19 protein-coding genes and 4 pseudogenes are annotated in these 20857 nt (G+C 57.2%); 14 read left to right on the top strand and 9 right to left on the bottom strand.

Annotation, left to right across the window (positions count from 1 at the left end; genetic code table 11):
* Nucleotides 1-19: 19 nt before the first annotated feature.
* The 4 genes from FFS21_RS23070 to FFS21_RS23055 all read left to right on the top strand — a co-directional run bounded on the left by FFS21_RS23070 (nt 20) and on the right by FFS21_RS23055 (nt 3308).
* Nucleotides 20-952, top strand: a complete 933-nt coding sequence (locus FFS21_RS23070) for an AraC family transcriptional regulator (protein ID WP_171020476.1) — start codon at nt 20-22, stop codon at nt 950-952.
* 112 nt (nt 953-1064) lie between these two features.
* Nucleotides 1065-1901: an oxidoreductase gene (locus FFS21_RS23065; protein ID WP_137927056.1), complete on the top strand. Its 837-nt coding sequence runs from the start codon at nt 1065-1067 to the stop codon at nt 1899-1901.
* 101 nt (nt 1902-2002) lie between these two features.
* Nucleotides 2003-2461, top strand: a complete 459-nt coding sequence (locus FFS21_RS23060) for a hypothetical protein (RefSeq protein WP_137927055.1) — start codon at nt 2003-2005, stop codon at nt 2459-2461.
* Between the two features lie 46 nt (nt 2462-2507).
* On the top strand, nt 2508-3308 hold the full coding sequence (locus FFS21_RS23055; RefSeq protein WP_137927054.1) for an SDR family NAD(P)-dependent oxidoreductase: 801 nt from the start codon (nt 2508-2510) through the stop codon (nt 3306-3308).
* A 47-nt stretch (nt 3309-3355) separates the two neighbouring features.
* Here FFS21_RS23055 and FFS21_RS23050 read toward each other — a convergent pair.
* The 3 genes and pseudogenes from FFS21_RS23050 to FFS21_RS23040 all read right to left on the bottom strand — a co-directional run bounded on the left by FFS21_RS23050 (nt 3356) and on the right by FFS21_RS23040 (nt 6736).
* Nucleotides 3356-3906: pseudogene (locus FFS21_RS23050) on the bottom strand (DUF488 domain-containing protein).
* A gap of 228 nt (nt 3907-4134) precedes the next feature.
* Entirely contained in the window at nt 4135-4971 is an 837-nt protein-coding gene (locus tag FFS21_RS23045; RefSeq protein WP_137927053.1) for an alpha/beta fold hydrolase, read from the bottom strand.
* A 673-nt stretch (nt 4972-5644) separates the two neighbouring features.
* Nucleotides 5645-6736 (bottom strand): zinc-dependent alcohol dehydrogenase family protein, encoded by a 1092-nt coding sequence (locus FFS21_RS23040; protein ID WP_249359583.1) that lies wholly within the window; start codon nt 6734-6736, stop codon nt 5645-5647.
* Between the two features lie 137 nt (nt 6737-6873).
* On the opposite strand from FFS21_RS23040, the gene FFS21_RS23035 reads away from it, so the two are divergent.
* On the top strand, nt 6874-7875 hold the full coding sequence (locus FFS21_RS23035; protein ID WP_349304721.1) for an AraC family transcriptional regulator: 1002 nt from the start codon (nt 6874-6876) through the stop codon (nt 7873-7875).
* A 404-nt stretch (nt 7876-8279) separates the two neighbouring features.
* Here the strand turns inward: FFS21_RS23035 and FFS21_RS23030 are convergent.
* Both FFS21_RS23030 and FFS21_RS23025 read right to left on the bottom strand, forming a co-directional pair.
* A pseudogene (locus FFS21_RS23030) lies at nt 8280-8618 on the bottom strand (hydroxymethylglutaryl-CoA lyase-like TIM-barrel protein); the annotation flags it as partial.
* Between the two features lie 8 nt (nt 8619-8626).
* A complete protein-coding gene (locus tag FFS21_RS23025; RefSeq protein ID WP_137927050.1) occupies nt 8627-9520 on the bottom strand; it encodes a LysR substrate-binding domain-containing protein in 894 nt (297 codons plus the stop codon).
* A gap of 133 nt (nt 9521-9653) precedes the next feature.
* Here FFS21_RS23025 and FFS21_RS23020 point away from each other — a divergent pair, with 133 nt between their 5' ends.
* The 5 genes from FFS21_RS23020 (at nt 9654) to FFS21_RS23000 (ending at nt 14728) form a co-directional block, all read left to right on the top strand.
* The gene (locus FFS21_RS23020) at nt 9654-10460 is read left to right on the top strand and encodes a citryl-CoA lyase (RefSeq protein WP_137927049.1); all 807 of its coding nucleotides are present in this window, start codon (nt 9654-9656) and stop codon (nt 10458-10460) included.
* A gap of 19 nt (nt 10461-10479) precedes the next feature.
* Nucleotides 10480-11652: a CaiB/BaiF CoA transferase family protein gene (locus tag FFS21_RS23015; protein WP_137927048.1), complete on the top strand. Its 1173-nt coding sequence runs from the start codon at nt 10480-10482 to the stop codon at nt 11650-11652.
* A 21-nt stretch (nt 11653-11673) separates the two neighbouring features.
* Complete coding sequence (locus FFS21_RS23010; protein WP_249359579.1) at nt 11674-12645, top strand: Bug family tripartite tricarboxylate transporter substrate binding protein; 972 nt, start codon at nt 11674-11676, stop codon at nt 12643-12645.
* A gap of 153 nt (nt 12646-12798) precedes the next feature.
* On the top strand, nt 12799-14223 hold the full coding sequence (gene leuC, locus FFS21_RS23005; RefSeq protein WP_137927046.1) for a 3-isopropylmalate dehydratase large subunit: 1425 nt from the start codon (nt 12799-12801) through the stop codon (nt 14221-14223).
* 100 nt (nt 14224-14323) lie between these two features.
* Complete coding sequence (locus FFS21_RS23000) at nt 14324-14728, top strand: hypothetical protein (RefSeq protein WP_137927045.1); 405 nt, start codon at nt 14324-14326, stop codon at nt 14726-14728.
* Between the two features lie 4 nt (nt 14729-14732).
* Here FFS21_RS23000 and FFS21_RS22995 read toward each other — a convergent pair whose 3' ends face one another.
* The 4 genes and pseudogenes from FFS21_RS22995 to FFS21_RS22980 all read right to left on the bottom strand — a co-directional run bounded on the left by FFS21_RS22995 (nt 14733) and on the right by FFS21_RS22980 (nt 17021).
* On the bottom strand, nt 14733-15125 hold the full coding sequence (locus tag FFS21_RS22995; RefSeq protein WP_137927044.1) for a DUF488 domain-containing protein: 393 nt from the start codon (nt 15123-15125) through the stop codon (nt 14733-14735).
* A gap of 268 nt (nt 15126-15393) precedes the next feature.
* Nucleotides 15394-16019, bottom strand: a pseudogene (locus FFS21_RS32580) (tyrosine-type recombinase/integrase).
* A 67-nt stretch (nt 16020-16086) separates the two neighbouring features.
* Entirely contained in the window at nt 16087-16278 is a 192-nt protein-coding gene (locus FFS21_RS22985; RefSeq protein ID WP_137927043.1) for a hypothetical protein, read from the bottom strand.
* 377 nt (nt 16279-16655) lie between these two features.
* Nucleotides 16656-17021: a VOC family protein gene (locus FFS21_RS22980; protein WP_137927042.1), complete on the bottom strand. Its 366-nt coding sequence runs from the start codon at nt 17019-17021 to the stop codon at nt 16656-16658.
* Between the two features lie 742 nt (nt 17022-17763).
* Here FFS21_RS22980 and FFS21_RS22970 point away from each other — a divergent pair.
* The 4 genes and pseudogenes from FFS21_RS22970 to FFS21_RS22960 all read left to right on the top strand — a co-directional run bounded on the left by FFS21_RS22970 (nt 17764) and on the right by FFS21_RS22960 (nt 20629).
* Nucleotides 17764-18384, top strand: a complete 621-nt coding sequence (locus FFS21_RS22970; protein ID WP_137927040.1) for a hypothetical protein — start codon at nt 17764-17766, stop codon at nt 18382-18384.
* A 385-nt stretch (nt 18385-18769) separates the two neighbouring features.
* Nucleotides 18770-19294 (top strand): HAD domain-containing protein, encoded by a 525-nt coding sequence (locus tag FFS21_RS22965; protein WP_137927039.1) that lies wholly within the window; start codon nt 18770-18772, stop codon nt 19292-19294.
* Between the two features lie 141 nt (nt 19295-19435).
* Nucleotides 19436-19579, top strand: a pseudogene (locus FFS21_RS32960) (DUF4236 domain-containing protein); the annotation flags it as partial.
* Nucleotides 19580-19666: 87 nt separating this feature from the next.
* Nucleotides 19667-20629 (top strand): DUF4236 domain-containing protein, encoded by a 963-nt coding sequence (locus tag FFS21_RS22960; protein ID WP_249359577.1) that lies wholly within the window; start codon nt 19667-19669, stop codon nt 20627-20629.
* Nucleotides 20630-20857 lie beyond the last annotated feature (228 nt).

The raw sequence follows: 20857 nt of genomic DNA, 5'->3' as shown, positions 1-20857 counted from the left end.
ACCCCTAAGGAGTAATCGAGTGGATCCGCTCTCAGAGATTTGTACATCCATTAGAGTCAAGGATGCTCTGTTCACGCGCGTCGAGGCCTCGACGCCGTGGGGGATCAAATCCGACGGTGAGTCTGGCTTCAAATTTGTCCTTGTCCTAGGCGGAAGCTGCACGCTTAGATCTCAGGGTGGAAAGCCAACCTTTCTGACAGCCGGAGACGCGTTCATCGAGTTGGAAGCGCTCCCCTATGAAATTTATGATGCAGAGGGGGCAACTCTCGTTGACTGTAAGGCGCTCCTTTCAAAAATTGAATCGAATACGATCGAGATAGGCGGAGAGGGCCCCAAAACGACTTTCTTGAGCGGAGTCTTCGAATTGGATTCAGTGGACTCGCTTCCGCTACTTGAATACTTGCCCTCTCTTCTTTACATGCGCGCAGGTCGGGAAGCAAACGAGGCCTTCGAGGCGATTCTTGAGATGCTCGGGCGCGAGTCTGCAACGCGTGAAGTGGGCGCTGCGGCGATTATCGCGAGGCTCTTCGAAATACTCTTTATCCACACGGTCCGGCACTACTGCGTACAGGAGGCGCCGTCTGCGAATGGCTGGCTGGGCGTAATGGCGGACCCTCAGCTCAGCAAGGCCGGATATGCAATGCATCAGGATTTGGGGCGAGACTGGACGCTTGAGATGATGGCCCAGGAGGCCGGCATGTCTCGAACGAGCTTCGCCACACGATTTCGCGAACGAGCGAAGCAGACACCACTCGACTATTTGACACGGTGGCGTATGCACAAGGCCGCACGCCTCATGCGCGCGGGAAATCAGTCTCTCGGACAGATTGCACGCGCGGTCGGTTATAAGTCTGAGGCCGCATTTAACCGTAGTTTCGTCAAACAGATTGGGGTTACTCCCGGCAAGTACAGACGGCAGCAGTCCGACGAAGATTCGCTCTCATCGCCGTAGCTCAAGATCTGTACGCAAGAGCAAAAAGTACGCACTCCTCATCCAGTAGATCCCGCTACCCTAACGACATTACCTGACGGCCTCGCGCCTTCACATTGTTAGGGACACTGATATGAGCGTACAAACGTGGTTCATCACCGGGGCATCGAGTGGTTTTGGAGAGGCTCTCGCCTTGTCCGCCCTCGCGGCCGGACACAGAGTAGCGGCCACCGCAAGAGACAAGTCTCGCCTCTGCACTTTGAGATCGGCATATCCCGACGCCGTACTGCCGCTCGCCATGGATCTAACGAAGCCGGAAGAGATCGGTCAGGCCATTGCGGCGGCGGAAGCGTGGTCAGGTGGCATCGATATCCTGGTGAACAACGCGGGAATCGGGTATATGGCGGCTGTCGAAGAAGGCCAAGACGAGAATATCCGCAAGCTCTTCGAGACTAATTTTTTCGGCGTCGCATCGACAATTCGCGCCGCATTGCCAGCTATGCGCAAGCGGGGCCGCGGCATTATTGTCAATGTATCTTCCGTTGCGGGCGTCGTGGCTTTCCCTGCTTTTGGATATTACTCAGCATCGAAGTTCGCGCTAGAAGGGCTTTCGGAATCCCTGCATGACGAGGTTGGTCCACTCGGTATTAAGGTGATGGCTATCGAGCCGGGCGGATTCCGAACGGGGATCGTGGAACGTAATCTGCGCAGTCCGCGTATTCCCGGGTATGAGAGCACCGTCCACGCGCTCATGGATATGTTCCTTGCGGACGAGACCGGCACTTTGGCGCCAGGCGATCCAAAGCGAATGGCAGACATCATTGTGCAGCTCGTCAACTCTGGAAGTTTGCCTCGGCGGCTCATCCTCGGTACCGATAGTTGGGATGCCATTATGGCGAAGGAATCCGCACAGAAAGCGGAGTACGACGCTTATCGAGAAGTCGCTCAAAGCACGTACTTCGATAATTAGAGCTATTCGCAAAGAATGATCGCTTTTGCGGCATGCCGATAACTTTGGCGGCTGTCTTCATTTCTGTGTAAAACGATTAATCGAATAATAAGGAGTGGGTCGTGAATGTGTCATCGATGAATAACGTAGTAGCCGCGGGGTATGAAGTTTTCGAAGAATCGGCGGTTGTCACAACTGCTGATTCAAGCGGTACTTCCGGTAGGCAAGAAGCCGGGTCGGTTACTCAGGAGAATATCAAAGTCTCCCTTAGCGGCTGGACACAGAATAAAGTGGCTGCAGAGAAGAACGATGATGACTCGAAACAGGAGTCGCCGATCATCAAGGCATTAAAGGACCAGATCAAAGCCCTTCAGGATCAATTGCAAACGCAGATGCAGCAGCTTCAGAAATTGCAAGCTCGTGCATCCAAGGACCCAAATGCCATGAGCAGCGTGGCGTCTCTTCAGGCGGGTATGACCCAAACCTCCGTTCAGCTGCAACAGGCGGTCGCGAAGCTCGCGGAGGTGATCGCGGTCACGAGCGGCGCTTATACCAAAAATCTTGTTGATACGACTGCATAAATCAGGTTTGTCGCTGGCTTACGTTCTTTAGATTCAATCTCGGTATATGAACTTACAATTGCATGGAAAGAAGGCACTAGTTACCGGTGCTACAAATGGTATCGGTGAAGCAATTGCAAAGTTTCTGGCGACAGAGGGTGTGCACGTTGTCGTGCACGGTCGAGACAGTCTACGTGCTGCAGTCGTGGTCAACTCAATCAGGGCTGCCGGCGGTGTAGCGGTATCTGTGTTGGGCGATCTCGCAAATGACCAAGGAGCTCAGGAAGTTGCCTCGTCCGCGCTTGCAGGTGGAGTCGTTGACATACTGGTGAACAATGCAGACTTTTACCATCATTTCGACTGGACGTCGGCGACTCCGGAAGAGTGGGTGGCAGCTTATGAGACCAACGTCGTGTCCGCCGTACGTATGGTCCAACATCTGGTCCCAGTGATGCGGGAGCGCGGGTGGGGAAGAGTCATCCAAGTGGGCGGCGGATTGGCATCGCAGCCAATTGCCCCCATGCCTCAATACAAAGCGACTCTTGCCGCCCGTCACAACCTCGCGGTATCTCTCGCGCGTGAGCTCAAAGGTAGTGGCGTAACGTCCAACGTCGTAGCGCCTGGTGCGATTCTTGTTCCTTCGGTCCGTGAATTCCTCAAAAAGCTTGCGCAGACGAACGGCTGGGGATCCACCTGGAAAGAGATTGAGGACGGCTGCGTGCGAGACTTGGTTCCCAATGACGTAGGGCGGTTGGGGCGCCCAGAGGAAGTGGCCGCAGCTGTGGCTTATCTAGCAAGTCCATTGGCCGACTATGTGAGTGGGGCAACTCTGCGCGTAGACGGCGGCACTGTACGCAGCGCGTTCTAAAGCCGGAGTGAGGTGGGGGCGAAGATCGAAAGCCTCGGGTATCGTCCTCATCTGTCCGCGCACCTATCTGGGACAGAGTACGTTATCGTTCCATCGCTACGGACGGATGCCGCTTCGTTGAGATGTGCAGGCTCCTTTCGGTGCCGTGCCATGATATGCACGACGGTTTCCCCGCGGGATATCAAGTAGTCAGCCACGATCCGCCGGTGGCAGCGCCACCAAACCGCTTCGGAGCACATGACGGCACATCTGCCGCCGCGTCCGAGATCAATTAGCCGTTGTATTCCCGTACTGAAGCTTTCGGATAGCGCATAGTCGGCATAGTTGCGGAGCTACGGTTTTGCCAATAGGCATTGATATTTGGCGCAACGAGCCTTTGTTTGCCGCGAAGCCCGCCAAGCGCCGGTAGATGTTCGTACGATATTCCATACGTTTCAAGAGCTTCGGAAAGTGACTCTTCGTTGAACTGCGGGTTGGCCAAGGATTGGGGAATCTTCCTCACATCGACGACTATGCTGATCTCCGCATCAAGCAGCGTATCGATGAAGGCTCTCACAGGAAGATTGGAATGACCGATCGTATAAAACGGGAAAGTCATGGGTCTCGTCACCGCTGTAATAAAAAATGAACAAGCCTGAATATATAGTCTTTCAATTGGATAAAAAGATTTTGTACAAATGATATTCTGATTATTATTTTCAGGATGCTATATCGAAGTTTATTATTCTATAATCTTCACTATTGAGCCGGAATATAGCAAGTCACACGACGCGACGATGTTCTTTGATCGTCGCGCCGCGCGGGTCCGGTGATCACGAAAGGCTGCTTAACTTTCAATGAATTCCAGAATGTCAGCGTTGATAACGTCGGCGTGCGTCGTCAGCATGCCATGTGGATATCCTTTATAGATCTTAAGTGTCCCATTGCGCAGAAGCTTGCCTTGGAGAAGGCTGGCGTCTTCATACGGTACGACTTGATCGTCATCGCCTTGAAGCACCAGCGTGGGTACGGTGATTGCCTTCAGGTCTTCCGTTTGATCGGTTTCTGAGAAGGCTTTGATGCCTTCGTAATGCGCTTTGGCGCTCCCCATCATTCCCTGGCGCCACCAGTTTTCAATGACGCCTTGGGAGACTGTAGCTCCCGGTCGGTTGAAGCCATAGAACGGGCCACTCGCGACGTCGATGTAGAACTGGGCTCGATTGGCGGCCAATGCAGCGCGATACTGGTCGAAGACCTCGATCGGGGTCCCTGTCGGGTTTTTCTCGGTTTTGACCATCAGTGGAGGCACCGAGCTGACGAGTATGGCTTTGGCTACTCGACCCTGTGGCTGTCCGTATTTGGCGATATAGCGTGCCACTTGTCCACCGCCTGTGGAATGGCCGATGTGAATGACGTTCTGGAGGTTAAGATGTTCGACTACCGCGGACGCGTCCGCAGCGTAGTGGTCCATATCGTGTCCATCGCTCACCTGCGCTGAGCGGCCGTGTCCTCGCCGGTCATTCGCGATGACGCGAAATCCCTTCTCCAGGAAGAAGAGCATCTGAGTGTCCCAGTCATCCGAGCTCAGCGGCCAACCGTGGTGAAAGAAGATCGGTGTCGCGTTTTTAGGACCCCAGTCTTTGAAAAAGATATCAACGCCATCTTTGGTTTTAACGAAGCTCATTTTTGCATCCTTTGAAGTTAACAAAATCAGAGTGAAAAGCTGGGGCGGAACGCTTCATCGGAAAATTTCCCTGCGGTGTTGAGGAGGAAATGATCCGCTCCTGCACCCTGTGCGGCCCAACCTTGCGGGGTGATGACACACGCTCAAAGACGTGGCCGCCGATAATGCTGCTGATTTGTGTCAGCAGCAGTCCAACACCTTTAGAGACTGCATGAACCGAAGCGACATCGCCAGGCCTAACGGGGTAGACAGCGGTTGCGAAGTAGCTGCCATTGTCCTCGGAGCCATCGATGCCGCCGTCTTGTCATCAATGGACTCCGGTAGCCTCGCCAAGGACGCGGCAGGTAACACCAAGTGACGTACCCCCCCGGGGCATACGCCAAAGCGACCCGCGGGCCAGGCTGAAAATCCGTTATCCCTCTTCCCATTGCGACGATCTTTCCCTCCCCCTGCGACATCAAGCGTCTTAGAAAGCGGCATCTTCGTCCAGAATTGGCCCGATTAGGCAGAGGCAAACTGCTCGTGATGGACCGTCGTGGCGAGGCTGGTATTGGTGCTTCGGTCGTCGGCCCATGTTTTTTGCTGCAGTCCATTGATTGCGGGGGTAGCTGCCAAGCTTTGCAGTAGTGCGCTGATTCGCGACATGTCCGCTTCCTTACTCGGTAGGACACGCTCAGATTGTTCGGTCGTTGTAGGAAGAGTGCGAACGGTCTCTTGCATTAGGCAGTGCAGGGTTCAGGCTCGAGCGAGCGCCATCGGGAGGCAAAATCCGAACTACAACCTTGCCGAAAGCGCCGCGCTTGAGATGGGCAAAGGCTTCGTTTGCCCGAGCGAATGGATAGACCGATTCCACAACCGGGGTAAGCTTGATCTGGTCTACCGCGGAGACCATGTCTTCCAGCGCACGGCGGTGCCCTACGCCTAGTCCGATGAGTTGTGCTCGCTTGAACATGATCAAAGGAAGGGGAGCACGGAGCTCTGCATCATCCAACAGGCCGATGACCGAGATTCTTCCGCCGAGGCGAATGGCGTTCAGCGATCGCGTAATGTCGCCCCCGGCCATTTCAAGGACGTGATCCGCACCTCGCCCCTCAGTCACCGCGAGCACCTCTGCGTCCCAATTCTCGTGTTCAGTGCGGTTGATTCCGTGGTCTGCGCCGAGAAATCTTGCCTTGGAAAGCTTGTCATTGGAGCGAGAGACGACGATGACCGAAGCTCCCTGCGCGACCGCAAATTGAATGGCGAAGAGGGAGACGCCTCCGGTCCCATGTACTACCACAGTCTGGCCGGCTCGCATTTTTCCCAGTTCAACAAGCGCGAACCAAGCAGTCAGGCCGGCAACAGAAAGTGTGCTTGCCGACGGCAAGTCCAGCGTTTTGGGCGCCTGGACCAATTGCTCTTCGGGAAGTACTACATACTCGGCTAGAGCTCCTGATAGAGGCGTTGTATTCGTATGCGCCTCTGGCGCAGGTCCATCAATCCAATGGTGTATATCGACACTGATGACCCTGTCGCCAAGTCCGACACGGGTAACCCCCGCCCCTAATTCAACCACCTCTCCGGCTAGCTCTGAGCCTGGATAATGGTGGCCCGTCCATGCGCCAAATTTGCCCTCTAGCATGGCGAGGTCCCGATAGTTCAGCGACACTGCGCTGCACCGCACCAATACCTCTCCTGGCCCCGCCGTGGGTCGCACGGCACGCTCAATGCTCATATCTTCAATGGTCGGTCGTTGAGCGACCCACCGTTCCATCATTTCACGCATCACCTTTCGATCTCCAAATCTTGACTTTGGCCCTCTCGACGGGGGCGCTCCGGTAGATGGATGTTCCGATAGAATGAGGTGAGCGTTCCAGTGAGGAGCGTCGATTTTCTTTGTTCGAGCGTACAAACCTGTGCGAGATGAGGCGACGAATGGACCCCTTATCGGAAATCTGTTCAGCGATGCGTGTGCGAAGCGCAATCTTGACGCGGGTTCAAGCCAGGGCGCCCTGGGGAGTTCGATCAGGGTCGAAAGGGACGATCAAGTTCGCCGTACTTGTTGAGGGTTCGTGCGTCGTCGCTACGAGTGCTACGCCTTCTCCTCTTTGCCTGCGTACTGGCGATGTCTTCATTGCCCTCGACGATACGCCGTACGATACCTACGATCAGCCAGGCTCCGCGCTGCTTGATTGCTCGTCCATGTTGCCCCACCGGTCCGGCGAAGACTTGGTGATTGGTGGGGAAGGCGCGTCCTGCCACTTTGTCTGTGGTTGCTTCGAGATCGACGCGCACGAAGCAGTCCCGTTACTGTCTGTCTTGCCGTCCGTTTTGGTGCTTGACGGGGGAAGAGATGCCAGTCTCACGGTGGCCAAACTGCTTGGCCTGCTATTGCGCGAAACCGTCCGAACTGAGATTGGGTCTGAAGCGATGATAAGCAGGCTTTTCGAGCTGCTGTTCATCCATGTGGTGCGTGCGTATTGCGACCAGCAGTCGCTACCACAAACGGGATGGCTCGCCATCACAGTCGATCCGCATTTGAAGCATGCGGCCCGCGCCATGCATTCTGATCTCGGTCGAGACTGGACCCTCGAGTTGTTGGCGCAGGTATCAGGGATGTCACGTTCGGCCTTCGCTGTACGCTTCAAGGAAAAGGCTGGCCTGACGCCATACGAGTATCTGATACGATGGCGGATGTTTAAGGCGGTCCTGCTGCTGCAACGAAGTGAGCTCTCCCTGCACGCGATTGCGCATAGCATCGGCTATAAATCGGAGCGAACTTTCAACCGCGTGTTCAAACGAGAACTTGGAACAACGCCGGGACGCCTCAAGCGCGAGCACCAGAGAAGCGTGCCTTCCACGGTAATTCGTTCCGCAGTTCAGCATGAACTCTTGCAGCGTAACCGATCGACGATCCGCCTGTGACGCGGACTTCCTGTGACAAATGACTTTCTCGCAGAGGCGACGGGCGTGTGGCTCGTCGGCGCGTCCAGGAGTGCGTTTATTTTCTTTGCCGCTTGTCAAGATAGCGGGTCGAGCAATGCCGAGCAGCCGCCGACTCAGTCATCCAGCGTGGATTCGGGCAGGTCGCTCCCTTAGACCCCCCGCGAACGCGCAGACGATACAGCAACTGGTGGGCGCGGAACTTCGAGACCAGCACGTTGGCGAGCAATCTCGAGCCGCGGATGACTCTATCAATGGAATGGCGGCGTGCGGGCGCCTGCACGATGTGATCGCAGCCCTTGCAGGAAAGATTGGTGGATGTCGGATGACACGTAACCGCGTAGAGACGAGTTCGAGGTGCTAGCAGAGATCTTCGCGCTGGACTACACATCGGCGTAACCAAGAGCCAAGGTCTCACGATCTACGCGAACAGATCGATCCTGAAGCGGGCGAACCACGTCATCGGCCGCGTCTTTGAGCGCGTATAGGTCGGTACCATGTGTCCCCCCTAGCTTGTCAGCCGGGGCGATGAACACCTCCAGTAAGATTTTGCCTGCGCCGGCTTCCATGCCGCCCAAACTGGTGTCCATCCGATCGCAGCCTTCGTCGATAGCCACAGTTGAATTGGCTATGCATAGGAACAGGTTGTGGTGAGCATGAATACCCGTGTTCGTTCTGGGATCGAGGACTGCACTAAGCGCGCGGAATCGTTCTCGGACGTCTGCATCCCGAACTACAGATCCTGATTCAGCGCACCTACGATACGACGCACGGTGGCCGCGAAGGCACTGACTGCTTTTTCCCGCGATGCACCCCGCTTCCAGAGTAGTCCCGGTGTGCGAAGTGGTGTCGGATTCTCAAGCGGGATGAACTTCAGCCCTAGATCGGGCGGTTGGGCGCCGCTACCGACGATGGTCGCGATGTCGGTCCGACGGGCAAGCTCAAGCATCGGCGCGACCGAATTTAACTCGGCGACAATTTGGGGCTCCGCTTCCGCCGCACGAAAGCAATCATCGAGCAATCGCCGTGTGGCAAAGCGCCGGGAGAGGAGCGCCATGCGCATGCCGTGCAACTCAGCCATTCGCGCACGTTTACGGGCCGCCATGGCATGGGCACCGCCGACGACCAGGCGGAGTTCTTCACTAAAGAGGGGTTCGAAGAAGAGCGAATCCGCGTGATCTGGCTGGTATGAAACAGCGAGGTCGAGCGATTGCTCTGCGATGCGTGCGGCTATCTCGTCGGCACTTAGTTCTTCGACGACGACGCGTACCGACGGGTGAAGCGACAGAAACGTTGAGAGGCATTGCGGTATCAGTTGCACGCTGAAACTTTGCGTGGTGCCAACGCAAACTTCACCGGCAAGTGGTTGTTCGTCCTCCCGCACGGCACGAATCGCGCGGTCGATCTGCCGCAGCGCGGGGGTGATTTCCGCCAGCAAGACCTCGCCAGCATCAGTCATCGAGATCCGTTTGCCAACTCGATTGAACAAAAGTTGTCCCGCCTCATCCTCAAGCTGCCTGATTTGATGAGACAGCGTTGACTGCGTCACGTGCATCCGCTCTGCTGCACGAGTGAAGTTAAGGGTTTCCGCTAGGGCTTCGAAATATCGCAGATGCCGGAGTTCCATGGGCGAGTCCATAAAGCGTCTGGCCATCTTATCATCGATGGCATCGATAATAAGTAGCTTTATTTATCATTTTCATCTTTGACAGGTCGTCCTTAGACTCTCTACAAACGTTTACTTTCGCTAGGAGCCGTAATTGAAAATTGGTAAGGAAACGGTGCCTCACACCGCGATCAGCACTTCCAACACAGAGACCATCGTGGTCCGAGGGGCCGATTTGGCGCGCGACCTGATCGGCAAGCTCAGTTTTACCCAGTATTTCTATTTCCTGGTCACCGGCCAACGCCCCAGCGAGGCGGCGCTGAAGGTGGTCGATGCCACCCTGGTTGCCATTGCCGAGCATGGCCTCGTACCCAGCGTCCAGGCCAGCCGCATGACGCTGGCTGCGGCGCCCGATGCGCTGCAGGGTGCCGTGGCGGCGGGTATTCTGGGCTGCGGCTCGGTAATCCTTGGCGCGTCCGAAACCGCGGGCCTGATGTTCTCGGAGATCAGCGCCCGCATTGAGACTGGCGAGTCCCGCGCCCAGGCGGCTGCGTCCGTCGTTGGCGCTTGGCGAGAAGCGCGCCGTGCGATTCCTGGCTATGGTCACCCGCTGCACAAAGCGCGTGACCCGCGCGTGGCGGCCTTGTTCGATGTCGCCCGTCAGGCGGGCGCCGACACGACTTTTATTGACATCGCCGAAGCGGTGGAAGCCGTCATTCCAAGTATCGTCGGCAAATCGCTCAGCCTTAACGTTTCGGCGGCAATTCCCGCGGTGCTGCTTGGGGTGGGCTTTCCACTCAATGCACTGAAGGGGGTGCCGATCTTGGCGCGCACGGGCGGCTTGATTGCCCACCTGAGTGAGGAACTGCGCCAGTCGATCGGCTTCGCGCTGTCGTACCAGGCGACGTGCGAAGTGGTGTACACCGGTGATACGCCGGACGGCTTCGATCCCGCCGCCTAAGATCGCTGGAGACTTCCTCATGATCAAAGTCCTCGAAGGCGTCAAGGTGCTGGAGCAAGGCACATTTATCACTGGCCCCGCCGCTGGCATGCTGCTAGGCGACCTCGGTGCCGACGTCATCAAGATCGAACAGCCCGAGACCGGTGACCCTTTCCGGGCGTTCAAGGGTGGCCTCTACAGTCCGCACTTCCAGACCTACAACCGGAACAAACGCAGCATCACGTTGAACACCAAGAACGCCGACGACAGGGAAGTGTTCGACGCGCTGGTGGGCGAGGCCGATGTCTACATCCAGAACTTCCGGCCCGGTGCGGCCGAACGACTGGGTGCGGGAGAAGCCCGGCTGCGCGAGATTAATCCCCGGTTAATCTACTGCGCCATCAGCGGTTTCGGCGCCACCGGCCCGGCGGCGACCCGACCCGCATACGACACAGTAGCCCAGGCGGCCAGCGGTTTCCTGAACCTGCTGATCAACCCTGCCAATCCGCGTGTGGTTGGTCCGGCCATCGCCGATTCACTGACCGGCTTCTATGCCGCTTACGGCATCCTGGGCGCGCTGCATGAACGCAATCGTACGGGTGTAGGGCGCAAAGTAGAAGTGTCGATGCTCGAAGCCATGAGCCATTTCAACCTCGATGCGTTTACGCATTACTACTCCGCTGGCGAAGTCATGGGTCCCTATAGCCGTCCCAGCGTGTCGCAGTCGTATGTTATGCAGTGCGCCGATGGAAAATGGGTAGCTCTGCATATGTCGTCGCCTGAAAAATTCTGGCAGGGGCTCGCCAATGCGATTGAGCGGCCCGACCTCTTCAAGGATCCTCGCTTCGCCACGCGCGAGGCCCGCATTGACAATCAGGAAGTGCTGATAAATCTGCTTGGCGAACTTTTTCGCAAGCATTCGCGCGCGTACTGGTGTGAGCGGTTGGAAACCGAAGATGTGCCGCACGCACCAATGTACGACACCAGCGAGGCACTCGAAGACCCTCAGGCGCGACACCTCCAACTGCTGGTTTCGGGGCACCACCCGACGCTTGGAGAGTTCCGGACGGTACGCAGTCCGGTGTCGTACGACGGCCAGCGCGCGCTGGAGGTAGTGCCTCCGCCAACGCTCGGCGAGCACGACGAAGCGGTGCGACGGGAACTGAGCACCGCACAACATCAGAAGACGGGCCCGGCAAAGACCGAAGCCTGACCATTCCGGATGGAGAAGACAATGAACAAGATACTCGCGGCAGTGGCCATATCGGTCACGCTGGTATTCGGCTCTACGCTGGCCCACGCTGGAACGTATCCCACGCGCCCAGTGCGCATGGTGGTGCCGTTTGGTGGCGGAACGTCCACCGACATTACCGCGCGCATAATCGGTGAAGCCATGGCCAAGCGGCTCGGACAGCCCATCGTGGTCGAGAACCGAGCCGGCGCCGGCGGATCGATCGGTACTGACTACGTGGCCAAGGCCAAGGGTGATGGCTATACGCTGACGATGGGCACCGTAGGCACGTTGGCGATCAACAAGGCTCTCTATCGCAAGCTACCCTACGACCCAGGCAAGGACTTCTCGTACATCGGCATGCCCGGCTACACGCCGACGCTGTTGGTGATTCGCCATGACGCGCCCTACAGGACGCTGGCCGACTTGGTTGCATATGCCAAGGCACACCCCGACAAGCTGTCTTTCGGCTCCGCCGGCAATGGCACATCGGGTCATCTGGCTGGGGAGCTGCTGAAATCGATGGCGGCCGTCAGCATGACCCACGTGCCGTTCAAGGAAGGCGGCCAGGCGCTGACCGCCGTGCTGGGTGGTCAGGTCGACTTCATGTTCTATCACCCGGTAGCGGTGCTGCCTTATCTCAAGGACCACAAGCTGCGTGCGCTAGCCGTCAGCAGCCAGCGGCGTTCGGTGGCGGCACCCGAGGTGCCGACTGTGGCAGAGTCAGGCTATCCTGGTTTCGATCTGACGGCGTGGTACATGCTGGCAGGCCCAGCGGGCCTCGATAGTGAGGTCCGGATGCGACTGGTGCAGACCATGCAGGCCGTGATGCAGGATCCGGCGGTGCAAAAGCAGCTTGCGCAGCAAGGCGTGGAGCCAGCTACGCAAGGTACTGCCCAGTTAGCCGCCTTCGTGAATGCAGAACTGCAGCGATGGGCCGCTGTCGTCAAGCAAGCCGGAGCGCAGGTCGACTAGGTTCGATATTCGCGAAGGAAGTGTGGTTTCTCGAGGCACATGGGCTGGCTCAATCGCGGCCCGCCGACGAGAGACCTGGTCCAGAATTCAAAGGCATCCTTCCGTTTCGCTGCGCGGTCGCTGATTTGTTAGTTCCAGAAATTTCTTGAGTTCATGGAAAGATCGTCTCCACCTCAATTGCTTTATGACAAGCTATGGGACAGTCACGTCGTCCATACAGAAGACGACGGCGCAACGCTCCTCTACATCGACCGGCACCTCATCAACGAAGTTACGAGCCCGCAAGCCTTCGAATCTCTGGCCCAACAGGGACGAGAACTATGGCGATCGGAGCCAAACATCGGTCTGGTAGACCACGTCGTTCCGACCGCGGGTCGGGACGATGAATGGAATGATTCCTTGGCAAAGCTGCAGGCGGATACGCTTAAAAGAAACTGTGCAGCGACGGGCATTTCGTTCATCCCTCTCCAGGACGTTCGCCAAGGGATATTGCATGTGACCGCGCCAGAGCAGGGTGCGATCTTGCCGGGCACCACCGTGGTTTGTGGCGATTCCCACACCAGTACTCATGGTGCATTCGCAACCATTGCATTTGGGATCGGTACTTCAGACGTCGAGCATGTGCTAGCAACTCAGACCTTGCTAACAAAGAAAGCAAAATGCCTTGGCGTCGAATTCGAAGGATCTCTTGCAGCGGGTTGTTCAGCCAAGGATCTGGCGCTGGCGTTTATTCGTGAGGTGGGCAGCGCTGGCGCCACCGGCTTCGCAGTCGAATATCGCGGGAACGCCGTGCGGCTCTTGTCGATGGAAGGACGAATGACGTTATGCAACATGACCATTGAGGCAGGGGCCACGGCAGGTTTCGTAGCCGTCGACGACGTGACGCTGACCTACCTGAAAGGTCGTCCTCTGGCGCCAGTAGGCGAAATGTGGGACGCCGCGGAGTCCTATTGGCGCTCACTTGTCTCGGACGAGGGGGCGCCTTTTGATCGAATCGTTCGCATTAACGCCGCGAAGCTCTCCCCGCAGGTGACGTGGGGTACCACGCCCGATATGTCCGGATCCGTCAACGATGTGATCCCGGCTATAGGATCTTTTGCCTCGCAGCCCCGTCGTGATGCCGTAGCAAGAGCACTGGACTACATGGGACTAAAAGCGGGCCAGAAGATCACGGATATTCGCCCGGACGTGGTCTTTATTGGTTCCTGTACTAATGCTCGCATTGAAGACTTACGGGACGCTGCGGACATCGTACGGAAGTTTGGGGGCCGCATCAGTAAACGACTTCGTGTGGCGATGGTCGTGCCAGGTTCTGGCGTAGTCAAGATGCAAGCTGAAGCGGAAGGTCTTCACGAAGTCTTCCAGGACGCCGGTTTCCAGTGGCGCGATCCAGGGTGCTCCATGTGCCTCGCGATGAATGACGATCGCCTGGCTTTTGGTGAGCGTTGTGCTTCCACCTCCAATCGAAATTTTGAAGGACGTCAGGGGGCGGGGGGCAGATCCCATCTGATGAGCCCAAAAATGGCGGCAGCGGCAGCGATGGCAGGCTCAATCATCGATATCCGAACTGGTCTCTAAATCGCATTTGGCATAGCCGCGTCAGTTGCCGATAGAGGGTCGACTGGATTTCGCCAGCACCAATGCCGACCCTGTAGTCAAGACCCAGATCGGAGCCGTGATGCGGGTGCTCTTCCTGGACGTGTTGACGCAGAACATGCAGCGCCCCTTGCGGTGGGAGCCACTATTACGAAGGAGGGTGTGCGTAGACCGGTTGAATCTACAGCCGTTCTCGGACGCCGAGCTTCCTGCCTGGCCAGCGGCTTCTCGGATTGTTGCGGCGATCCGTGCCACCGTCCGGTTGCTGACCAGGCCAAGCCGCTCTGTGACTACGTCGGTCGCTACGCCACGGGCTCTTCAGTCGCCGGCAGTACGTGCTGCGCAATATTCTCCGCCCGATGTCTTCCGCTTTATGGCCAATTCCGGCGAAGGCCTCACGCATGATCTTGCCAAGGCTCATGTGCCGGACCTCGAAGGCCATCTGAAAATCGCGCTCGACCTCAACAAGAAGTTGGTCAACGACTGACGCTTCACGCGCGGCACAGCGCGAGCAGCACTTCCTGCAGGACGATGGCCTGGTTGTGCTGTTCGTCCTTCGCGCCGTACACCCGCGTGATCGGCCGGCCGCCCGCCGCCACCAGCAGTGCGCGCAGGCGCGCTTGTTGCGCGTCGGTGGCAAGTTCCGCGCGATAGCGGGTCTGGAACAGCTCCCAGCGCTCCGGAAGGTGGCCGAACCACTGGCGTAGTTCGGTGCTTGGCGCAAGGTCACGGGCCCATTCGGCCAGCGCGAGCGTTGCCTTGCTTTCTCCACGAGGCCACACGCGATCGACCAGCACACGGAAGCCGTCATCGGGAGAAGCCGGCACGTAGGCGCGCTGGATGCGAATGACCTGTGCGGGTCGAGCTTTGTGCGGCAATTTCATTTCTCCGAGAAGCAAGTGCGGGACACGATGCGTACTGCCAGCATACTGCCCGTCAGGTGTGGCGAGCGCTTGCCAATCCGCACTTCGCCTTCCAGCTTGCACGCCCGGGCCGGCACTACCTGAACGCGATCGCATGACACCACAGTCGCGCGTGAGACCTAGTTGCGGATGCTGTGGCCGTTTTCGCGTGGCCAACCGCCATTCGCTTCGGAGAACCAACCGGCCGCAATTGGCCGGCAAGCGACCGCCTGCCGGCCAGGCAGTATGGTCAGACTTCAGTTTGCTCTGCAATCTCCAAAGCGTCATCAACCTCAATCCCCAAATACCTGACGGTGCTTTCGAGCTTGGTATGACCGAGGAGCAGTTAGACGGCTCTCAGGTTCCGGGTCCGTCGGTAGATTAAAGAGACCTTAGTTCGCCGGATTGAATGCGTTCCATAAGCGGAGGTGTCGAGGCCGATCGACGGCACCCGGCGATGGACCAACCGGGCATATTGTCGGGCGATAGATGCGGCGAAGAACGCAAACGACTGGGGAAGAGAAAGTCGCCGCAGCTCAATCCCCGTGCGCGTATCCAGGTCTGGAGGCATTCCCGAGTCCGTCCAGTAATCTCAAATTGCACGGGTCGATGCGTCTTCTGTTGCATGACCGTCGCACGCATGCCAACTTGGCTACCTACGCTGACATCCTGAACGCGGAGGCGTATCAGATCGCACGCGCGCAGCTTGCTGTCGATGGTGAGGTTAAACATCGCCAAATCCCTCGTGTTAGCGGTAAGCTGAAGGCGCGTACGGATAGCCCAGATCTCCGATAGCTTCAACGGAGGCTTCTGTCCCGTCAGTGTTCCCTTGTTCCACGGGGCATGGTGGCCGACAGATGATTGGGAGGTAGTCATGACTAGCTCCTGGAGTGGATGGGAACCTATTTTTTGCGCCTGTTGCGAAACCCTCGCGCGAAGGACGCTAGTCCCACTCCGCCTCCGAAACCAGCTCTGCTGAAACGACCCCTTCGACGCTCATCTGGTAGAGCTTCCGGTAGCACAGCGGACATGGCGCCCAGTCCAAGGCCTGATTGCCTCCGATTTCGAAGTGGAGTTCGCGAATCCGGACGGGTACCCCGCATTTGCAGACGAGAATCTGGGTATGGTCATCCATCGCTTATCTCCTTGGCATAAGGGGATTGCAGCATGTGACGGCCGGAGATTTCCATGGATCAGCGAGTTACTGATCTTCCTCAGCGTGCGCCCGAAGGCACCGCAGGCTCCGCAAAGCCGAAGCATAGGGCTAAAACTTTAGTGCGGGCGCAGTTTCGGATCTTGCCGATTCATTGCCGAGACTCAATCGCCGAGTTCCTGCCCGGGACGTAGGGGGACTGTCTCGGTAAGTGGGCCGTGACGGCCCCAAACGGTCTTACGGCTATCCCGGAAGCAGCCACTCGAAGTCCAGTGCTATATCTACATTGGCCTTGTACCAGCCCAGGAAATCTTCGCATTCGCACCCCGTGTTCTGCACTCGTACGGGCCAGACGAGGCTTACCGGTTGGCGAACGCCCGGCTCGAAATCGAAACGGAGTTGCCGTCTGGATCTTTTGCGTTCGCGAAGCAATAGCCGTCGGCCTTATGCCTAGAACCAAATTGAAGCCCGCGCGCGGAGCACTGCTGCTTAAAGCCTTCGACGTCCTCCACGTCAAAAACCAGCTTCACAGAGGCTTGTCCCGTCTTGACGCTCTTTGCAGCTTGATGAACCATCAGAATCGCTCCTCCATGCGGGGACTTCAACTCGACGACTCGGTCGCCGTCGTGCGACTCAGCCGAGAAGCCAAAATAGCGCGCGTAGAAAAGGCAGGTGTTATCGATGTTTCTCACGTAGAGCATGATGCGATTGAGCGATAGATTCATTTGTCTGCGACGATGGGAGCCGTAAGCCGATTAGTTAAGTGCATCGCGAGTGTCGTTCAATCCTTTTTTTTTGTCGAGCGAGGCGTTTCTTCGCAGTCCTATCGACCGGCCGCTTATGGCCGTAAGGGGTCTTGGAGCAGCGAATCTAGCGTCAGCCTTGCTCCATGTGTCGACAGGCGTCTCTATACTCGGGATGCAAACGCTATCGACCATCTACCTGGACGCCCACGACCTTGCCGCTACCCTCAAGGTCACCACTGCCACAATCCTCCGGCGCATCCGGAACCAGCCTCAAACGTTGCCGCCGCTAGCCCATCTCGGGCCTCGCTTTCCGCTTCTATGGCGTCGGACTGATGTTGATGCGTGGCTCATCGAGACATCGGCCTCATGAGCTTGGCGGCACGCAGGCGGCTCTATCCCGGAAACTCCCTGAAATAGAGGTTTACCTCTAATTCGGAGATATCTGCTCGTTCCAAACCAGTTTTTTGATTTTTCTATGAGCGGCCTTACGAACGGCTCCTCCGAGCTATTTCTCGCACGAAATTCACGCCGTAAGATGCGGCCATCGCAGCAGAAACACTCTGCATCCGTGTGAGTCCGGGTCATGTCAGATGCAGGAGGTTTGGCGCTATACAGGGTTGCTGATCGCAGACGTCCACGACGGTGTTTCGCACCATAGGACTTCATCTGCCGCGCTCGAGGAGAGCGCGCAATCCTTGTCATAACTTCAGTAGGACACTAGATGGAAACGAACTTCATTACGGGCTTCGGCCCGAACGCTGTGCCGGTTGGACAATTGCATGCCTTGGATGCGGTCGGAGCAAGGTTCAAGCAAGCGCGAGGCTTGCCGGGCAACCTTCCTGTGCTGACCTGCCCAATCTGGCAGAAGGACAGGCACCTGTTCGGCTCGTCGTACGAACACACCAATGTTGGCTTTGGGTGTATCGACCTCGAGGATGGGAGCAAGCTGCAGACCATCCGCTTTCAGATGGGGGATTTGCAGTTCTACTGGCTGGCCGACATGGTCGACCCGGTGATGTGGGCAGCTATCGATGCGTGGCGGATGGTGGGGCGTTTTCCGTTCATGTTCTACATGGAGAACGGCAAAACTTGGGACGGGACGCTTGGGGTCGTCAACGCACCGTCCGGGCCGCTTCGCAACGAAGAGTTCCGGCGCGACGCGAATGTCGCTCCTAGCGCAAGCACAACGGGCCAGCTCCTCAGCTTGGTCGCCAGTGGAAAATTGCAGGCGGAAGCTACCAGCGATATTCCTAGTGTGTCAGTGCGTCATTTGTTCTTGAACGCGCTGGTGACGGAGTGGACGAGGGAGGTTGTCGAGGACGTTGCGAATGTGAGCGTGTGATACAGACCATACGCTTAAGAGCTCTCCAGTGCGCGACCCTTCTGGTCGCGCATTTTTCGTTCGAGCATCCTTGCCGCGCGCACAAAATTTCTCACCTTCGCGGCTGATAAGCGAAGGGTGAAGGCGTCACTGCGGATCACAAGCCGTTGGTCCAATGGCTCTCATCGAGCAATGTACTGTGAACCCACGTAAGCCAAATACCGGAATGTCCTCGTGCGACCGGCGCAATGTTGCCGCTTGTTGAAATTCGCAGCCAGAGGACGGCGCAAAGCATTGCCGTGAGCAATGGCGCCCCACATAATCGCTCAGTCATGAAGGGAGCGAGCATGAATCCGGTGAAGTGTTGGGGGCGAAGCACATGTGCCGCACATTGGGAGATGGCGCTATGGCGGTGACCTCAGAATCATCGTCGGTCCAACCGCTACTTGTGCTCTACCTTGACTATGATGGGGTCGCTCATCCCGATTCGGTCTACCGAACCAGAAATGGCATTGAACTTCTGCATCATCCAGGTCACAGCTTGTTTGAGCATGTCCCCCTCCTGGATGAACTTCTGGCTCCCTATCCCGAGGTGAAGATTGTGCTGTCCACCTCCTGGCTGCTCATCAAAGGCGGGTACGATCACGCCAAGGCGAGACTGTCGCCGACTCTACAAGAGCGCTGCATCGGTGGAACCTTCCATCGACGGGAAATGCGCAAGGCTTGGTTCCAAAGCAAGTCGCGACCAGAGCAGGTCCTTTTGGACGTTAGTCGGAGAAATCCTGCCCGCTGGATCGCAGTGGACGACTCACCGGAAGAGTGGCCAGGCTGGACAAGTGCGCATGTAGTCCGCACCGACCCGACACATGGCATTGCCGAAGACACAGTTCTTTCGGAATTGCGCGTCAAGCTGGATGCCCAGTTCGGATGACCATAACGCTGCTTCCCGCTTTGCGAAGCTCGTTGCTACCACCAAAGGGGGGGGTGGTGCCCGGTTCCCAGGGTTGGGAAATCTGACGGTATATCATCACGTGCGCTAATTTTGATAACAGTACGCGCAGGGGATAGGTCGATGGCCGTTAGATTCCGGAAATCAATAAAGCTTGCTCCCGGGGTTCGAATGAATCTTAGTGGGTCTGGGGTTGGCTGGACGTTGGGTCCGCGAGGTGCTTCGGTGGGCATCAGCAAGCGTGGCACACGAGTCAATACGAGCTTTGCTGGCTTTTCGTCGAGTCAGACCATAAGCCGACCCCAGCGGGCTACTCGAGTGGTGGCGCCACCCGCCGCGACTACCAAAGTCAGTATGTCTTGCTCTGTTGGCGAGGACGGCCAGCTAGTCTTTCGCGACGAAAGCGGGGCGTTGGTCGACGAGCACCTCGTAGAACTTGCCAAGAAGCAACATAAGGATGGCCTGCTGGGCCTGATTCAAAGCAAGTGCGATGACATCAATGCCGAGGTAGAAAGCGTGGCGACGGTTCATCTCGAAACGCCGAACTGCAACCAGGTTCCGCGATTCGAGATGCCAGCCTTCGATGTACCTGCTCCAACTATGCCGGCGGCACTCAAGCTCGGCCTTCTCGACAAGCTGTTCAAGAAACGGCGCCTTCGTGCGGAAGAGAACCATCGCCAGAAGGTGGATGCCTTCAATGCCGACACGCAGAAATGGCAGGAAAAACGAGAGAAGTTCCACCAAGCGGCAGGTGTGCGCAGGGAGTTCATTGAGAAGCATATCTATGTGGATACGACGGCAATGGAGCAATGGCTGGAAGAGGTGCTTGCAGATATTGGATGGCCGCGAGAGACAGAAGTCGCTTTCGAAGTTCTAGATGGTGGCGCCACCGTCATGCTTGATGTTGATCTCCCCGAAGTGGAGGGCATGCCGAACAAGGTCGCGACTGTGCCATCCCGCGGATTGAAACTCTCAGTCAAGGGCATGTCGGCGACGAAAGTCCAGAAGCTCTACATGGAGCATGTCCATGCGGTCATCTTTCGGCTTATCGGAGAGGTGTTCGCTGCGCTGCCGATAGCCACCACCGTCATCGCATCAGGATATTCGCAAAGGCATAGTGGTGCCACGGGGCGTCTACAGGATGAATATCTGCTCTCCGTCGTTGTTCCGCGCGAGGTGTGGAGCCATAACGATTTTGACCACCTCGACCAAATCGAAGTCACAGAGAGTCTTGCCCGGTTCGAGCTTCGTCGCACAATGAGCAAGACCGGAGTGTTTAAGGCTATCGAACCTTTCCGGAGCCCGCCGCCCCACTGAGAATGCTCCTCATTTTCGTGAGGCAAGCGTCACTATCCTTGCCGGATAGCGAGGTCTTCAGGGCGTTCCACCCCGAATGTGGTATGGAACGCCGGCCAATTCTGTGCCACCATTTCTGCCGACTAAGGGGTCACCTTAACTCGGCAAGCGCGACTGCTGGGCAGAAAAATGTATTGGTTGTGATGCATTAACCTTGCAGTATCCAGCTTGGCCGATTCGACGAATTCT

Origin of the sequence: Cupriavidus sp. 2SB (assembly GCF_005503625.1) — a bacterium.
In the GTDB taxonomy this organism is placed as follows: Bacteria; Pseudomonadota; Gammaproteobacteria; order Burkholderiales; family Burkholderiaceae; genus Cupriavidus.
This window is presented reverse-complemented; position numbering and strand designations above follow the sequence as displayed.

Coding starts and splice junctions, on each gene's coding strand:
- FFS21_RS23065 (WP_137927056.1), top strand. CDS start 1,065: ATGAGCGTACAAACGTGGTTCATCACCGGGGCATCGAGTGGTTTTGGA.
- FFS21_RS23055 (WP_137927054.1), top strand. CDS start 2,508: ATGAACTTACAATTGCATGGAAAGAAGGCACTAGTTACCGGTGCTACA.
- FFS21_RS23045 (WP_137927053.1), bottom strand. CDS start 4,971: ATGAGCTTCGTTAAAACCAAAGATGGCGTTGATATCTTTTTCAAAGAC.
- FFS21_RS23040 (WP_249359583.1), bottom strand. CDS start 6,736: ATGCGTGAAATGATGGAACGGTGGGTCGCTCAACGACCGACCATTGAA.
- FFS21_RS23035 (WP_349304721.1), top strand. CDS start 6,874: ATGAGGCGACGAATGGACCCCTTATCGGAAATCTGTTCAGCGATGCGT.
- FFS21_RS23025 (WP_137927050.1), bottom strand. CDS start 9,520: ATGGAACTCCGGCATCTGCGATATTTCGAAGCCCTAGCGGAAACCCTT.
- FFS21_RS23015 (WP_137927048.1), top strand. CDS start 10,480: ATGATCAAAGTCCTCGAAGGCGTCAAGGTGCTGGAGCAAGGCACATTT.
- FFS21_RS23010 (WP_249359579.1), top strand. CDS start 11,674: ATGAACAAGATACTCGCGGCAGTGGCCATATCGGTCACGCTGGTATTC.
- leuC (WP_137927046.1), top strand. CDS start 12,799: ATGGAAAGATCGTCTCCACCTCAATTGCTTTATGACAAGCTATGGGAC.
- FFS21_RS23000 (WP_137927045.1), top strand. CDS start 14,324: ATGCGGGTGCTCTTCCTGGACGTGTTGACGCAGAACATGCAGCGCCCC.
- FFS21_RS22995 (WP_137927044.1), bottom strand. CDS start 15,125: ATGAAATTGCCGCACAAAGCTCGACCCGCACAGGTCATTCGCATCCAG.
- FFS21_RS22985 (WP_137927043.1), bottom strand. CDS start 16,278: ATGGATGACCATACCCAGATTCTCGTCTGCAAATGCGGGGTACCCGTC.
- FFS21_RS22980 (WP_137927042.1), bottom strand. CDS start 17,021: ATGAATCTATCGCTCAATCGCATCATGCTCTACGTGAGAAACATCGAT.
- FFS21_RS22970 (WP_137927040.1), top strand. CDS start 17,764: ATGGAAACGAACTTCATTACGGGCTTCGGCCCGAACGCTGTGCCGGTT.
- FFS21_RS22965 (WP_137927039.1), top strand. CDS start 18,770: ATGGCGGTGACCTCAGAATCATCGTCGGTCCAACCGCTACTTGTGCTC.
- FFS21_RS22960 (WP_249359577.1), top strand. CDS start 19,667: ATGTCTTGCTCTGTTGGCGAGGACGGCCAGCTAGTCTTTCGCGACGAA.